Genomic DNA, 15123 nt, shown 5'->3' with positions numbered 1-15123 from the left:
TCATCAGGTATCTAGGAAAATAGCATAATACAGAATTTTTTAATAATTTGGTATAATCAAGAAAAGGAGGAAGATACATGCTTAAACAATCTATTATAGAAAATGTACTTGAAGCGGCTCTTGCAACAGGCGGTGATTTTTCTGAAATCTTCATTGAAGATAAGTACACCAATGAATTCCTATTACAGAGCGAGAAAATTGAACAAAGTATTGCTGGACGTGATTTCGGTATTGGCATCCGAATTTTTTCAGGATTTCAAAGTATATATACCTATACGAATGACTTTTCAGAGGAAGGTTTACTAGCAGCGGCCAAAAGAGCAGCAATAGCGATTAAAGGTGGAGCAACAGGAACTATTCATCCACTCCAAAAAGAGATCATCACACCTATTCATCAAATCCTCCGTATGCCTAATACAGTGGAGCACACAAGTAAAATAGCTATTATGCGTCAAGCAGATTCCATAGCAAGAAATTACGATTCTCGGATTAACCAAGCCAGAGTTCGCTATTTAGACGAACAACAAAACGTTTTAATAGCTAATTCAGAAGGCAAATTTGTGGAGGATACACGTGTTCACAGTAGGCTCAGCATACAAGCAACAGCTACAGAAGGCACTGAAGTCCAAACAGGCTTTTATGGACCTGGTGCACATGCAGGCTTTGAATTTATTGAGCAACTAGATTTAAACCACTATGCAGGAGAAGCTGCACGTATTGCTGTGACGATGCTGCATGCAGATGAATGTCCAAGTGGTAAATTCCCTGTCATTATTGATAATGAATTTGGTGGTGTTATTTTCCACGAAGCTTGTGGTCATGGTTTAGAGGCCACGGCTGTTGCCAAAAACAATTCTGTTTTTGCCAATCGTATTGGTGAAAGAGTAGCTCCTGAAATTGTTACTTATATAGATGATGGCACACTTCCGAATGAATGGGGTTCTCTCAACATTGACGATGAAGGAGAACAAACAAGAAGAAATGTTTTAATTGAAAATGGCATTTTAAAGGGTTACCTAATTGACAAATTTAATGCTCGACGCATGAATGCGCAACCAACAGGCTCTTCACGTCGACAATCTTATCGATTTAATCCAACCTCTCGTATGACGAATACTTACATTGCACCGGGCACATCTACCCCAGCAGACATAATTGCCTCAACTGAGTATGGGATTTATGCAAAATATATGGGTGGGGGACAAGTTTCCCCTGCAACTGGTGATTATAATTTTGCAGTGATGGAAGCCTATATTGTCAAAGATGGTAAAATAGACCGTCCTGTGCGAGGCGCCACGCTCATTGGTAATGGTGCCAAGACATTACAACTAGTAGATCGAGTTGGGAATAATCTCGCTCATGGAGCAGGTATGTGTGGATCACTTAGTGGTAGCCTTCCTGTCAATGTCGGACAGCCGATGATTCGCGTAAGTGAAATAACAGTTGGTGGAACAAAGGGGGAATAGACTATGAGTATCACACAGTTCCAAAATAAACTTTTACAAGAAGCCGCACTGGCTGGGCTAACGGAAGCAGAAGTCTATTATGAACAGAAAACTTCTTTCCAATGCACACTGTATGAGGGTGAATTAGATAGCTATGAAACATCAGAGGATGGTGGACTTAGCCTTCGTGGTGTCTACAATGGTAAGATGGGCTATGCTTATACGGAAAAAGTAGATGAGGATTCCATTTCTTTTTTAATTGACTATGTAAAAGCCAATGCAGATGTATTAGATGAGTATGAAGACCTTTCCATTTTTGAAGGTAGCCTGGAATATGCTGAGCACTCTTTTTACAATGAAGAGCTAGCTGCAGTTAGTATTCCTGAAAAAATCGAGTTCTTACGTGCTATCGAACAGAAAATCCGAGCTTACGACCCTCGCATCGTTACACTTGATTATTGTATACTACAATACTATTCGACGGAACGAACATTAGCGAATAGTAAAAAATTGTCTTTATCTCATAAAGAAAATGGCTTAATCCTTTACCTTTCGACAGTGGTCAAAGAAGGCGACGAGCTAAAAACAGGTGATTATTTAAAAACAACAAGGGATTTCCATGCACTTGATGTAGATACTATTGCCAAGAGGGTGGCTGAGGAGGCACTTGCAAACTTAGGTGAACAGTCCATCCCTTCTAGTAAATATCCAATCCTTCTTCGTCATGATGCGGCAGCCTCACTACTTAATACTTTTATGCCCATTTTTTCTGCTGAAAATGCACAAAAAAATCAATCATTATTAAAAGGAAAAGTGGGACAGCAAGTCGCTTCTAAAGGAGTCACACTCCTCAATGTTCCTTATCATCCCGATGCGTTATCTGGTGGGAACTTTGATGGTGAGGGGGTTGCGACAAAACATCAGGCCATTATTACTGAGGGGACATTACAAACACTTTTGCATAATCGGAAAACAGCTGCTAAAGATGGCTGTGAGACAACAGGTCATGCAAAAAGAGAATCCTATAAAGATACCTTGTCCATTGCGCCTCAAAACATATATATTGCACCTGGCCAAGATACACAGGACACATTAATCTCCTCTTTATCAGAAGGAGTACTTGTAACCAATTTATCCGGACTTCATTCTGGTACAAATAGTATTTCAGGCGACTTCTCTGTTGCTGCACAAGGGTTTCATATTCAAGATGGCAAACTTGCATCACCCGTGAGGCAAATGACCATTGCGGGTAATTTCTTTAGTTTGCTTAAAAATATAGAAGCTATTAGCTCTGATCTTTACTTTTTACCAAGTGGTCATGGTTCCCCATCAATCATTGTGAAAGAACTTGCTGTAACCGTTGAATAATCATAGAAAAGTGAGCCTCCAATAAATGGAGGCTCGCTCATTAATTAAAAATTCCTCATCATGTTAGGTTTGATCAAATAGCTTCACATAACTATGCTTCGCTGGATAATTATAAGATGAAAAGCCTGGCTTATAGTTGCTTTGTCATCTGTACCTGCTCTGTTGTCACCTTTAATCCATGCTTTAACAAATAGCTCGTTGCTGGATTGCTCGCTAAGAAATTCACTGTCGTCAAATGGACTTTATGTGTTGTAATACTTGCTAAAAACTGTGTTATTAACTCTACATTACTTTCCTCTAGTATTACCATTTGATAAAGTAGAATACGCTCCACCTCACCATATTCATTCCACAATGTTTTGTATAGCATATAGCCAAGTGGTTCATTGTTATCATTATAAAACACCTTTGCTTCCCCATGCTTCACGCTCTGCCAGTTACACTGCCAAGGAACATTTTCCCGATAGAAAGATAGATGTGCTAGCTGCTCTGGGCGAATGGTCGCAATATGAAGGGCTACTGTAGATGTTACCTTTGCTTCATACTCGCCGCTTAAAAATAATAGTTGATTGGCAACCACATAGCCATATTTTTCATATAAGGCAACGGCTACCTGATTTTCCTTAATGGCTTCTAACGTACCCAATTCTACATTTTCTCGCTTATAGATAGCTAGGGTTTCCTCCATTAATAGGCGCGAGACACCCTTACCACGATATGCTGGAGAAATACCAGTCCCACCATTCCAAGCTGTTTTTTGGCCATCGATGGTACGAAAGCCATTCATCACAATGGCAATCGGTTCCTCTTGATCAAAAACGACAATAGAATGCTCAGGAGATAACCCCTCCCCCACTAGTCGCTGTAAAAACATTTCTGCTGTCATATTAATTTCAATAAAATAACCTTCAAAGCCTTTGTTCCATGCTTTCAATACTTCATCTAATGTACATTGTGCAACTGTTTTAATCTTCATACAATCCCTCTTTTCAAATGGAATCTAATGCTGCTAGATTTTCTAAGGTTAGTTTTCTCACAATCTCATAACCATGTCCTTGACCTTTAGGTTTTATGACAACCGTCCCCATATTCGAAATGATGCCCAGCCCCACATTTCTTGGAAAGCTATGCCCAATGATTATGTTGTTTATGCCCTCGGGTGGGATGATTTCCAGCATCGATGTAGAAATTGTTACTATACTGCTTTGCACTACTGTAGGAAGATTGCCACCTAACATAAAGATTTCAAACAAGAAGGGGTCAATTTGGAGATTGCTGTTTGGAAATGCCAAACGTGCTGTTTCAATGGTCCGACAAAAAGGACTGGTAGTGATGGTGGAAAGGATGGGAATTTGCCAATAGCGTAGCATTTGACCATAATAAATTGCCTCCCTACGACCTTGATCGGATAAATTCCGTTGATTTTGACAACTTTGAAATGTACCATATGCTTGATCTACACCAATAGTTGCTGTTCCGTGTCTTGCATATAAAGTTAGCCCACCTTTTCTCAATAACGCTAGGAGACCCTTTTCCATTTTCTTCATCTCCTTCATCATATCACTTTCTACTTTGTAATGTATGTGCTGTACATAGAAAAAAGCTCCCCACAACTTTTTGTAGGAAGCTTTTTTTGTTATTTTATTGGAATTCTGACAATAGCAGTCGTTTCTAAATGTTTTGATGAGTCAATTGAAATATGACCATTATATTTAGTGACAATTTCTTTGACAATAAATAAGCCTTGCCCTCTTAGTCTACCATTCTCATGTTTTTTCGTTGAAAATCCTTGTTTGAATATGTGATCGGGATTCGCAATATTTGGCCCAGTATTGGTAATTTTAAATTCATACTGAGATTCATCTGCTGTACAGCAAATCTTAATCTTACGTTGTTCCTCAGGTAATTCAACAGCAGCGTCAATCGCATTATCAATTAAATTGGATAGAATCTTGATTAAATCTGTCGTTTTAATCTTATTAAAGTCATTTTGAGAAAGCGTAAAATCCATATCAATATGATGATTTTGAGCCGTTAATTTCTTCGTTTGCAATAAGATGGACAAACCTGGATGATCAATATTTAATTTTAATGACTTGATCGCCTGAACTTCTTTTGATAGTGAGGATAAATATTGTCTCGCCTGATCTGTTTTTTCTAATTGTAATAAACCATGTAACACTTGGATATGGTTCGTAAAATCATGACGTAGGGACGACACCGAAGTAATCAATGTTTTGATTTCTGCTAGATATGTGTCCTCTGTAGCGCCAACTTCCTTCGCTACCTCTTTTTGATACCATCTTTGTAAAAATAAAAAAGAACCGATGACAATTAAAATAAGTACACCATTAAAAATAAAATTAAATAGGTTGTCTTCAATGACTTTACCCTTAATACCATTTAGCGTATCTGCACTAATGTCAATGCCTAAATACCCGATAATTGTTCCATTATCATCTTTGATGGGTGCACCAACAGATAAATAAGACCCATGTTCAGAATCATGAATTACCTCTGTAACATAGGTTTCACCATTATAGGCCTTTTCAACATGCTTTGCAGGAACAGTACAAACCACGCCAATACCGAAGCCCTCTTTCATTTCTTTTGGCATTCCTGTAATCATGGCTATAGATACTTCAGGATTGTCCACCTTTAAGGTGTAAACAAATAGTGCACCTAATTTTATCCTTGCATCGTTTAAATAATTTCTTACTTTCCAATAATAATCATTTTCCTGTGGATTATTTAAAAATTGCTGATAGGCATCCGTATCTATGGATGCAGCAATAGAATGGGCTGCCTCTAAGCTTTGATTGGCAATCGACTCTTCAACGGTCTTTTTTATTTTTACATAGGATGTAAAGATGTTTAAACTTGTAAACAAACATAATAAAATCGTTGATAGAATTAATATTAGTTTTATTTTTCTATTTTTCATAAAAAACGGTACTTCCTCATCTATAAATATTCTAGAATATTATTATATTATAATTAACTCTATTTTTTGTTTGTAAAGCAAACATTGCTTGTATATCCTACATAAATTAAAACACAAAATCAATTTTTATTTTATTCATACCCAAAATTACACACTGTAACAAATAGTTTAATAATCCTTGACAAGAAAGTAAACTAAAAAGATAAGTAATAACTTTTTATGTCTCATTTCCTATTTAAATGGAAAATTAAAAAAACCACTAAAGCAAAGGTATCAAAAAAAGATCAGGTATCAACAATACCTGATCTCATCACAATATGCTTATTTTTTACTTGAAGTCCGTGTTTGATCTTGCGGCTTTAGAAAGGTAGGTCGTTTACTATAGCCCTTTGGAGATAGTCGCAATAGGGACTTACGTATATTGCCCTTTTCAAAATCGGCACTAAAGTTTACGTACGGCACTCCCAAGACTCTCATATTCGCAGTGTATAAAAGGATGAAAAACACGGATATAAAAAAACCAAATAAACCAAAAAATGCCGAAGCCATAATAATGATTAATCGAAAAATACTCATAGCCGTCACAAAGGATTGATTGACCAATGTAAATGCAGCGATACTAGAAATGGCAATCACAACAATCATTGAGGGGCTTGTAACACCTGCTTTAATCGCTGCATCCCCAATAATTAGTCCTCCTACCACACTAACGGAGCCACTGACGGCACTCGGAAGACGTAAGTTGGCTTCACGAAACAATTCAAACATAAATAGCATCATTAAAATTTCTAGAATGGTTGGGAAAGGCAATCCCGTTCTCGATTCGACAACCGTTGCCAGTAGTAAAAATGGAAGCTGTTCTTGATGATATGTCGTCAATGCAAGCCAAAAACCTGGCAGTAGCATACTTATTAATATCCCGACAATTCTGAGTAATCGTTCCATCGAGCTAACAATGAGTGGGTACTCATTATCCTCTGCTGATTTAAAGAGCAACATAATATTCGCAGGTGTAATTATGGCATAGGACACACCATCAATCATTAAGAGTATTCTTCCTCTAATTAAGGCCTGCATAGCAAAATCAGGTCTTCCTGTATAATCATGTCTTGGAAGAATTGTCGCTGTCTTTTCAATTTTTTCCATTAATAAGTCGCCATTGATAACAATATCCGTATCAATTTTTTGTAATTGAAGTCGAATTTGTTCCAGCATATTTAAATTCACAATGTCTTCCATATATAGTATGGCTACGGTTGTTTTAGAACGCTTACCAATTTCTAATGTCTCTATACTAAAAGAATTAGTCGGTAATCGCTTTCTTAATAAAGCAATATTAATAAAAACATCTTCAATAAAGTCATCTCTAGGTCCCTTTACTACTAGTTCTAATGTTGTTTCCCCAGGCTCTCGATTGGGTCTTTTTGAAATATCACTAGAATAAAGTAATTGATTTTCTTCAAAATACAGTAAAACATGGCCTTTATAGACCCTAGTTACCGCATCCTCTTTCGATAAAATCTTTTGTAAATAGGGAATGTGTAAATGCTGTTCAATTTCTTCTTCTAGCATGTCCTCAGTGACATTGCTTAACAAAGATTGAACACGTTGAACAACCACAGTTTGAAGTATTTGCTCATTGACCATTGCATCACAAGTTATCAAATGTACTGTATATTGCTGAAAATTATATTGTTGGAAAATCACATCAGCAGAGCGTTGAAATAGTGATTTCAACATTTTCAAATTAATTTGTTCAATTGATGAAATACTTCTCATCTCCTACTGAGCCAGCTCAAGATTAGTACATTTATGAAACAATCACCTTCAATAAATACACTTAAGCATATTTTTCCCATGGTTGTTCAAAATATTCAAAGAAACAAATGTTGTGACGACTATTCAAATTGTCCTGATCCAATCATTTTCTTTAGATTTGCCATCTCAATTGCAGACATTGCAGCATCATAGCCTTTATTACCAGATTTCGTTCCTGCACGTTCAATTGCCTGTTCAATATTTTCGGTAGTAACAATTCCAAAAATAACAGGTACATTCGTTGACAATGACACATTGGCAATGCCTTTTGCCGATTCATTACAAACATAGTCATAGTGTGTTGTAGAGCCACGAATAACAGTACCTAAACCAATAATAGCATCATATTTCTTGGTTTCTGCCAGTTGTTTCGCTATAAAAGGAACTTCAAAAGCTCCTGGCACCCATGCAACATCAATAGATGCAGAATTAACCCCATGACGAGTTAAACCATCCATTGCCCCATCCAATAATTTGCTAGTAATAAACTCATTAAAACGACCCACTACTACTGCAATTTTCAAATCCGTTCCAATTAATTGTGCTTCAAATGTTTGACCCATTGTTCCTTCTCCTTTTTACATAGAAATTTTAGTTTTATTAGTGGATAATTGTTGACGATAAGCAACCAATGCTTCTATCGAGATCATTTTTAAGCCATGTTGTGCAGCGTAATTTGTTAGTTCTTCAAACCGAAGCATGTGCCCATCATCACCCATAATTTCGCAAATAACACCTGCAGGTACGCTATGACAAAGCTTCGCTAGATCAATAGTGGCCTCCGTGTGTCCTCTCCGTTCCAGCACGCCTTGCTCTTTCGCAATCAACGGAAAAATATGGCCTGGTCGACGAAAATCAGTCGGCTTAGCTTGCTTTTCTACCATCCTTTGTATCGTTAGCGCACGCTCAAAGGCGCTAATCCCTGTCGTTGTTTCTACATGATCGATACTTACCGTAAATGCGGTTTGATGGTTATCTGTATTGTGCTGAACCATTGGATATAAATCTAGCTTTTGTGCAAGCTGCTGTGAAATCGGCGTACAAATTAAACCTCTACCATTGGTTGCCATAAAGTTGATTGTTGCTGGTGTGATGAATTCAGCGAGTGCCAGAAGATCTCCTTCATTTTCTCGATCCTCATCATCAACCACCACAATCATATTGCCCTGCCTTAAATCCTCTATGGCTTCTTCAATTGAATGTAGCACGATCATCAACTCCTATTCTGTGATTTAAAAACCATGTTGTGCTAAATAATCTCTTGTAATAGCTGGCGTTATTTGCCCCTTTTTTAATTGCCCTATAATGTATTTTCCAACTAAATCGGTTTCGATATTAACGATTGCTCCAACCCTCTTCATACCTAAAACGGTTTCTTTGTAAGTATGAGGAATAAGTGAAATTGTGACACTCTTGGCTTCAACATGAAAAAGGGTTAAGCTTGTGCCATCAATTGTTATGGAACCCTTTGGAATACAGAAGTTGGTTAGTTCCTCTGATATTTCGATATCAATATAAACGGCGTTTGCTACTGGACGTTTTCGCAAAATTTTGCCGACTCCATCAACATGACCAGCAACAAAATGGCCACCAAATCGCCCATTAGCAGGCATGGCACGCTCCAAATTAACAGAATCACCTATTGCCAGCTGCTGTAGATTTGTTGCTTTGACTGTTTCAGGCATAACATCCATCGTAAGCTGCTGTTGTGTGAAATTTGTCACCGTTAAACAAACTCCATTGACCGCTATACTGTCACCAAGCTTGACATCCTCTGTTATCTTGGCTGATTGCACCGTAATTTTCATACTGTCCCGATCGCTTTGCACGGCTTTTATGATACCAATATCCTCTACAAGTCCTGTAAACATTCCATCACCTACTCTACTTTATTAGCACTTCTATCCTTTACTTTTACAGTTTATCCATCTGTTTTTGTGCCTTATCCTTCTCCCTTCTCTCGTTAGCAATAAAAAATAAAAACCCCTTTACATCAAAGGGGTTTTGGGAGTATAAGACATCAACAAATAAGCCTATTTGAAAACAATTTTTTCATAGACTGTCATCTCATTCGTTCTTCTCCCATCCAGACTATCACTGTCGGTTTTGGATTTGCACCAAATCAGCTTGCGCTCACGGACTTTGAATTGCTTCATCACCGCCGATTGGGAATTTCACCCTACCCCGAAGAACATCTTCTATTCAATTGTGCTAAATAAAAAAACTTCCCACAAGATGATTGGGAAGATTTGTAGTAAATGCATAGTCAAATAAACCTTCTAAATTAGAATCAATTTAAAAAGTTCGCATTTTTACCCTTCTCCCATCCAGACTGTAACTGTCGGTTTTGGATTTGCACCAAATCAGCTTGCGCTCACGGACTTTGAATTGCTTCATCACCGCCGATCGGGAATTTCACCCTACCCCGAAGAATATTTTTATTTAGCTAGTCTTACGATAACACTATTTTATTATATTATCCATCCTTCTTTTTAAATTTTTTTCGAAGCATAAATTTTAAACAGCTCTGACGAGACTTGAAAAATGTAAAAGATGTTAATAAAATGATGTCATTTAACCTGTTTATGGAACTTCTTAATCAACAAAACGTTCCTTTACAAGTGACTATTCAGTCTAGGCCGTTTGGAGGTCATTAATTTGACATTTTTAAAAAATATACCTTTTAAACAAGCTGTTTTCTATGCCCTATTAGCACTCTGTTGTGGGGTTTCGATTGTTTTCGTAAGTCATAACGAACAATTTTATGATCGACCGATAGCAAAAATAACGCAAGTGGATGTAATAGAATCCGAACCGATGACAGATATGTATGAAAATGAGGATTTTTTGTTTACACAGGAGATGATGGCCATTATCAAAAATGGTCAGCATAAGGGGCAATCCATTCATTTGACGAATGACTATTCTTCGTCTGGTGCTTTTGATCAAGAATATCATGTAGGCAATGAAATCTTTGTCACGGTAGATGATCGCACAACACAATCAGTTTTAACAGGAACCATTCTCGATTTAAAACGAGATCAAACCATGGTAATGATTGCATGGATTTTTATTTTTGCCCTACTTATTGTAGGTAAAAGACAAGCCTTATTTTCTATCATTAGTTTGAGTGTCAATGCTGTGATTCTATCATTCGCATTAGATCTTTATGTGAAGCATGGGGGCGTAAGCCTGTTATTAGTCAGCGGCATTTGCGCCCTGCTATTTACGATTATTTCGCTACTACTTATTAGTGGATTGCATACAAAAACATATGTAGCCATCGTGTCCACACTTTTAGGCACTGTTATAGCGCTTATCATAAGCTCTATTGTAATGTGGTTGACAGGTGAAAATGGTCTTCGTTATGAAGAAATGCAATTTTTAACACGTCCCTATCGTACCGTCTTTATGGCAGGTTTATTTATTGGCTCACTCGGGGCAGTAATGGATGTTTCTATTACAATGGCTTCCTCAATTTTTACTTTGTACGAGCAAGATCCTACAATCTCTGTCAAGGCTCTGAAATCTTCGGGACATGAAATCGGTAAAGATATTATGGGTACCATTACAAGTATCTTATTCTTTGCCTACCTTTGCGGCTCCATACCTATGATTATTCTCTATTTAAAAAATTCTTCCACATTAGGGCTTACATTGTCCTTAAATCTTTCTTTAGAATTAGCCCGTGCCTTAGCAGGGGGTATTGGTGTTGTCCTTACGATTCCTATCAGTCAGTATACCGCTATATTTTTTATTAATCGAAAGAGGGTTCGAGGATGAATGTTGTCGTCTTATTAGCAGTTATATTATGCGTGTTAATGGTACTTGTCGGCGGTAGACAGGGGATACGCTCATTTCTTTCTTTATTCCTAAACTTTGGTGTGCTCTTTGTCACCATTTTTTTAATGACAAACCCTAAAAATAGCCCTATCATCTTGACGTTTATTGCCTGTACGGTCATTAGCTGTATTAGTCTTTTCTATATCAATAAAACAAACAGTAAAACCATTACAGCCTTTATCTCGACGATGATAACGATAGTTGTGTTACTACTCTTTATTACCTTTGTAACGGAAAAGTCGATGATCCAAGGGTTTGGCGAAGAATCAACTGAAGAAATCAGCATCTTTTCTCTCTACGTCGGTGTTAATTTTGTGCAGATAGGTGCATCAGTCATCATTATGAGTACGATAGGTGCCATTATGGATGTAGCCATTTCCATCGCTACCTCTATGCATGAGATTTTTTATCGCAATCCTTCGATGAGTAGAAAAAAACTATTTGCAGCTGGCTTAAGTATAGGAAGAGATATATTAGGAACCGATACTAATACGTTATTTTTTGCTTTCTTTGGTGGCTATTTAAGCTTATTAATCTGGTTCAAGGACCTCTCCTATTCGATTGGGGAAATTGTTAACTCCAAGGTTTTTAGTGCCGAAATGACAACCATTTTTTGTGCAGGAATCGGCATTGCATTGATTATTCCGATTGCCGCCTGCATCAATGCCTTTTATTTAATTCGAACACGCGAAAAAACAGAAAAACTTTTATAATAATTACCAGTACCTATCATAAAACACAATAAAGCCGAGGTGTCTCAATGGACTTTTAAGACACCTCCTTTTGTTGTACCATTTTCATTGCAATCGCCGTATTTTCTGATAATATTTACCATAAGATGTTTACGTACGCTCAAAATGGTTGTTATTTCAAGAATACTAGATTGCCCATTCCATGTAACATTTTTTAGCATAGAACGTCAATACAACGAGATGAAAAAGGAGAAAGTTTGCAATGAAGCATATTATCTTTGATTTTGATGGGACGCTTGCAGATTCTACTGCTGTGTTTGCATCAGCATGGAATACTTTAGCCCAAAAATATAAATTTAAAGGCATTGAATTGAAGGAAATTGATACATTAAAAAAATTATCAATTTCAGAACGCAGTAAATTATTCGACTTCCCAATGTATAAGTTACCTATGATTTTACCGCAATTTTATAAATTGTATCGTCAATCATTAAATGATGTGCATCTTTTCGATGGAATGAAGGAACTATTAATAGAGATTGATAAAAGAGGCTATAAAATCATGATTATTTCCTCAAACTCTAAAGAGAATATTTTAGAATTTCTTAAAATGAACGGTATTCATTGTGTAGCAGATGTACTTTGCTCCAACCGCATTTTTGGTAAGGACAAAGTAATGAAAAAGTTTTTAAAGGAAGCGAATGTCGACTCGTCTGACGTCGTATACATTGGAGACGAGCAAAGGGATATTGTTGCTTGTAAGAAAGCCGGTATACCAATTATTTGGGTGGAATGGGGCTATGATGCCAAAGAAGTCGTGCAAAATGACGAACCTGAATACAGTGTCTCAACACCGCAGGAAATTTTAGAGATCATTTAATCATGAAAAAGGATAATAGCACTTGTCTATTATCCTTTTTATATGCCTATCCTTTGATGTCACTAATTTGCATTAGCTTTTCTGCTGTACTATTAACCCCTTTGTAGGCATCTGTTAATTCATGCATACTCGCAGCAAACTGCTGTGTAAACGCAGCAATTTGATTTGTTGATGCATTGACCTGATCGATGGATTGTTTAATATTTTCTAGTTGCACAGTTATGCTATCAGCACTTTCTGTGCTACTCTGGGACATTTTTTGTATTTCAGAAGCGACCACCGCAAAGCCACGCCCATGCTCACCTGAACGTGCTGCTTCTATCGATGCGTTTAGACCAAGAATTCTCGATTTCATAGCTAAATCTTTTACTAAATGGACAATCACATTAATTTGTTCAATATCGCCTGTCATCGATTCCGCGAAATTAGATAGCTCTTCCAAACGATTGGATACATCCTTACTGGCAGTGGCTAATCCATCATTTGTAGCTGTCATTTCTTCTACGGCACTCGAAAGCTCAGTTGCCAATAGACGCATACTATCCATTTTTTCGTTCGAAATAATGGCACTTACTACGCCAATAATACGTCCTCCTTCAAAAATAGGCTGGGCAGAGGCGATATAGGCCATACCAAAACCTTCTGCGCTACGCTCCTCTTTCACAAATTTTCCTGAACTTAACGCTATTTCTGTTGCTGTACCTCGATATTTATGTACTGGGTCACCAACCCCAACTTTTAAGTCAACCTTTTTTCCTGGTTTGTAGGCAAGCACTTTTTCCGTATCTGCCACGATGACACAAGCATCCTCTGGGTAAGTTGCTTGGTATAAATCAATCGAATCAATCGTTGCTTGTAGTTTAGGATGCATTGTCTTTTCCCCCTAAAATTTTCTGAATTGTATCAATTTAACTATATCATGCGATCCGAAAAAAGACACCAACGTCCAGTGGTGTCTCCTTACAACATTATGGTTTTTTCAATAATTCTACATATTTTTCTGCCGTTCGAATTTCAATTGTTAGAGAATTCTCTCCATAGCTTGCCTTAATTAAAAATGGTACATCATTTGAGTTTTGAAACCTAAAATCTAACGTATCATAAGAAACCGTAGCATCTCTTCCTTTTGGGACATATCCTACATCTAACGAATGATGATGGCGCTCAACATATTTGACGGGAATTTGGTCTACTGCATTAAACAAGGTTGAAGAAGTTTGACAGATTCCACCACCAATTCCCATGACTACCTTCTTATTAATAATTTCAGGTGCGGGTTGATAGCCATTTGCCTCATCTCTTGGACCCACAATTGTATTAAAAGAAAAATAATCGCCACTGCCTACAATCACATTATGAATGGCTCTAGCAGAGAGCTCAATATTTTTATTTCTTCCTAAATCAGCACGATTGAAATAAGTTGTATAAGATGCAACAACCACTTCCTCTAATAAAGGAAGATCCTCAAAATAATAGCCACTTTCTGTTATATAGAGCGGCATTTCTACCTGACCGCCAGTCGCAGAAGCTTCGATAATACGCTCCACTAGCTCACTTTCCTTTAAAATGATTTGCGGCTTCCCCTTGATCACTTGCCCGTTTTCATCCAATCGATCAAGCATCATACGCTGATCATAGCCATTTGATGTGTCCGTTCCTCTCGCCCATTCCCTTGCTAATTGTTCGATATGCTTTTGATAGGCTTGTGGGTCCGTATCGAAGCCAAATTCCTTTGGAGATATTGTTTTAAGTACCTTACTCGTAGTTGGATCAACAACCTCTACAATAGGATCAATCATTTGTTCTTGTTCATATGTAACAGGTTGCTGTATTTCCTCACGTTGTTGAATTTTTTGTTCTAGCTTGTTATCAGGGACTGCTGTTTTTTCACAACCTACGAGACCCGTCATACAGATAACGCAACATGTAGCTAACCACTTCTTTTTCAACCATAAACACCACCTCTATCTTCATACTACAGAGACATCTTATTCGTCTATTGCTCATAGTGTGTTGTTTTTTGGTTATTTTTATTTGTCAAGATAGCAAAAACAGGCTACATTATCCTTAGCCTGACATATCTAAAGATAGTTTGATGTGTATTCTTGTAGTTAATTAACCTTTTAATGATTT

13 protein-coding genes, 1 pseudogene and 2 riboswitches are annotated in these 15123 nt (G+C 37.3%); of the genes and pseudogenes, 5 read left to right on the top strand and 9 right to left on the bottom strand.

The window, feature by feature from the left end; genetic code table 11:
- Positions 1-77: 77 nt before the first annotated feature.
- Both L6W14_RS07075 and L6W14_RS07070 read left to right on the top strand, forming a co-directional pair.
- Entirely contained in the window at positions 78-1466 is a 1389-nt protein-coding gene (locus tag L6W14_RS07075) for a TldD/PmbA family protein (protein ID WP_237900139.1), read from the top strand.
- 3 nt (positions 1467-1469) lie between these two features.
- Complete coding sequence (locus L6W14_RS07070) at positions 1470-2813, top strand: TldD/PmbA family protein (protein WP_237900137.1); 1344 nt, start codon at positions 1470-1472, stop codon at positions 2811-2813.
- 130 nt (positions 2814-2943) lie between these two features.
- On the opposite strand, the gene L6W14_RS07065 is transcribed toward L6W14_RS07070, so the two are convergent.
- From L6W14_RS07065 to ribE (L6W14_RS07035), 7 genes and pseudogenes are all read right to left on the bottom strand, one after another.
- Positions 2944-3789 (bottom strand): GNAT family N-acetyltransferase, encoded by an 846-nt coding sequence (locus tag L6W14_RS07065; protein WP_237900135.1) that lies wholly within the window; start codon positions 3787-3789, stop codon positions 2944-2946.
- A gap of 13 nt (positions 3790-3802) precedes the next feature.
- Complete coding sequence (locus tag L6W14_RS07060) at positions 3803-4351, bottom strand: histidine phosphatase family protein (protein ID WP_237900123.1); 549 nt, start codon at positions 4349-4351, stop codon at positions 3803-3805.
- A gap of 98 nt (positions 4352-4449) precedes the next feature.
- Positions 4450-5757: an ATP-binding protein gene (locus L6W14_RS07055; protein WP_103117740.1), complete on the bottom strand. Its 1308-nt coding sequence runs from the start codon at positions 5755-5757 to the stop codon at positions 4450-4452.
- A 321-nt stretch (positions 5758-6078) separates the two neighbouring features.
- Positions 6079-7536, bottom strand: a complete 1458-nt coding sequence (locus L6W14_RS07050) for a spore germination protein (protein ID WP_237900115.1) — start codon at positions 7534-7536, stop codon at positions 6079-6081.
- Positions 7537-7655: 119 nt separating this feature from the next.
- Positions 7656-8138: a 6,7-dimethyl-8-ribityllumazine synthase gene (ribE, locus tag L6W14_RS07045; RefSeq protein WP_131519707.1), complete on the bottom strand. Its 483-nt coding sequence runs from the start codon at positions 8136-8138 to the stop codon at positions 7656-7658.
- Between the two features lie 27 nt (positions 8139-8165).
- A pseudogene (gene ribB, locus L6W14_RS07040) lies at positions 8166-8783 on the bottom strand (3,4-dihydroxy-2-butanone-4-phosphate synthase); the annotation flags it as partial.
- 24 nt (positions 8784-8807) lie between these two features.
- Positions 8808-9446, bottom strand: a complete 639-nt coding sequence (ribE, locus tag L6W14_RS07035) for a riboflavin synthase (RefSeq protein ID WP_237900112.1) — start codon at positions 9444-9446, stop codon at positions 8808-8810.
- Between the two features lie 199 nt (positions 9447-9645).
- Positions 9646-9771, bottom strand: a riboswitch (FMN riboswitch).
- 115 nt (positions 9772-9886) lie between these two features.
- A riboswitch (FMN riboswitch) is annotated at positions 9887-10012 on the bottom strand.
- A gap of 221 nt (positions 10013-10233) precedes the next feature.
- Between ribE (L6W14_RS07035) and L6W14_RS07030 the strand changes: the two genes are divergently transcribed.
- The 3 genes from L6W14_RS07030 to L6W14_RS07020 all read left to right on the top strand — a co-directional run bounded on the left by L6W14_RS07030 (position 10234) and on the right by L6W14_RS07020 (position 12990).
- Positions 10234-11358 carry a YibE/F family protein gene (locus L6W14_RS07030; RefSeq protein ID WP_237900110.1) on the top strand — a complete coding sequence of 375 codons (1125 nt, stop codon included), beginning with the start codon at positions 10234-10236 and terminating at the stop codon, positions 11356-11358.
- Positions 11355-12131, top strand: a complete 777-nt coding sequence (locus L6W14_RS07025) for a YibE/F family protein (RefSeq protein ID WP_237900108.1) — start codon at positions 11355-11357, stop codon at positions 12129-12131. The genes L6W14_RS07030 and L6W14_RS07025 overlap by 4 nt, the downstream gene beginning before the upstream one ends.
- Positions 12132-12372: 241 nt before the next feature.
- Positions 12373-12990: an HAD-IA family hydrolase gene (locus tag L6W14_RS07020; protein WP_237900106.1), complete on the top strand. Its 618-nt coding sequence runs from the start codon at positions 12373-12375 to the stop codon at positions 12988-12990.
- Positions 12991-13036: 46 nt separating this feature from the next.
- On the opposite strand, the gene L6W14_RS07015 is transcribed toward L6W14_RS07020, so the two are convergent.
- Together L6W14_RS07015 and L6W14_RS07010 are read right to left on the bottom strand one after the other, a co-directional pair.
- The gene (locus L6W14_RS07015; RefSeq protein ID WP_131519701.1) at positions 13037-13861 is read right to left on the bottom strand and encodes a methyl-accepting chemotaxis protein; all 825 of its coding nucleotides are present in this window, start codon (positions 13859-13861) and stop codon (positions 13037-13039) included.
- Between the two features lie 97 nt (positions 13862-13958).
- Positions 13959-14939, bottom strand: a complete 981-nt coding sequence (locus tag L6W14_RS07010; RefSeq protein WP_131519700.1) for a VanW family protein — start codon at positions 14937-14939, stop codon at positions 13959-13961.
- Between the last annotated feature and the right edge of the window lie 184 nt (positions 14940-15123).

Origin of the sequence: Lysinibacillus sp. ACHW1.5, from assembly GCF_022014815.1 — a bacterium.
GTDB lineage: Bacteria > Bacillota > Bacilli > Bacillales_A > Planococcaceae > Lysinibacillus > Lysinibacillus capsici.
This window is presented reverse-complemented; position numbering and strand designations above follow the sequence as displayed.

Bases quoted from the DNA above. Each gene is read 5' to 3' on its own strand.
- L6W14_RS07060 (WP_237900123.1), bottom strand. From the start codon at position 4,351: ATGGAAAAGGGTCTCCTAGCGTTATTGAGAAAAGGTGGGCTAACTTTA.
- L6W14_RS07020 (WP_237900106.1), top strand. From the start codon at position 12,373: ATGAAGCATATTATCTTTGATTTTGATGGGACGCTTGCAGATTCTACT.
- L6W14_RS07050 (WP_237900115.1), bottom strand. From the start codon at position 7,536: ATGAGAAGTATTTCATCAATTGAACAAATTAATTTGAAAATGTTGAAA.
- ribE (WP_131519707.1), bottom strand. From the start codon at position 8,138: ATGGGTCAAACATTTGAAGCACAATTAATTGGAACGGATTTGAAAATT.
- L6W14_RS07055 (WP_103117740.1), bottom strand. From the start codon at position 5,757: ATGAAAAATAGAAAAATAAAACTAATATTAATTCTATCAACGATTTTA.
- L6W14_RS07025 (WP_237900108.1), top strand. From the start codon at position 11,355: ATGAATGTTGTCGTCTTATTAGCAGTTATATTATGCGTGTTAATGGTA.
- ribE (WP_237900112.1), bottom strand. From the start codon at position 9,446: ATGTTTACAGGACTTGTAGAGGATATTGGTATCATAAAAGCCGTGCAA.
- L6W14_RS07075 (WP_237900139.1), top strand. From the start codon at position 78: ATGCTTAAACAATCTATTATAGAAAATGTACTTGAAGCGGCTCTTGCA.
- L6W14_RS07065 (WP_237900135.1), bottom strand. From the start codon at position 3,789: ATGAAGATTAAAACAGTTGCACAATGTACATTAGATGAAGTATTGAAA.
- L6W14_RS07070 (WP_237900137.1), top strand. From the start codon at position 1,470: ATGAGTATCACACAGTTCCAAAATAAACTTTTACAAGAAGCCGCACTG.
- L6W14_RS07015 (WP_131519701.1), bottom strand. From the start codon at position 13,861: ATGCATCCTAAACTACAAGCAACGATTGATTCGATTGATTTATACCAA.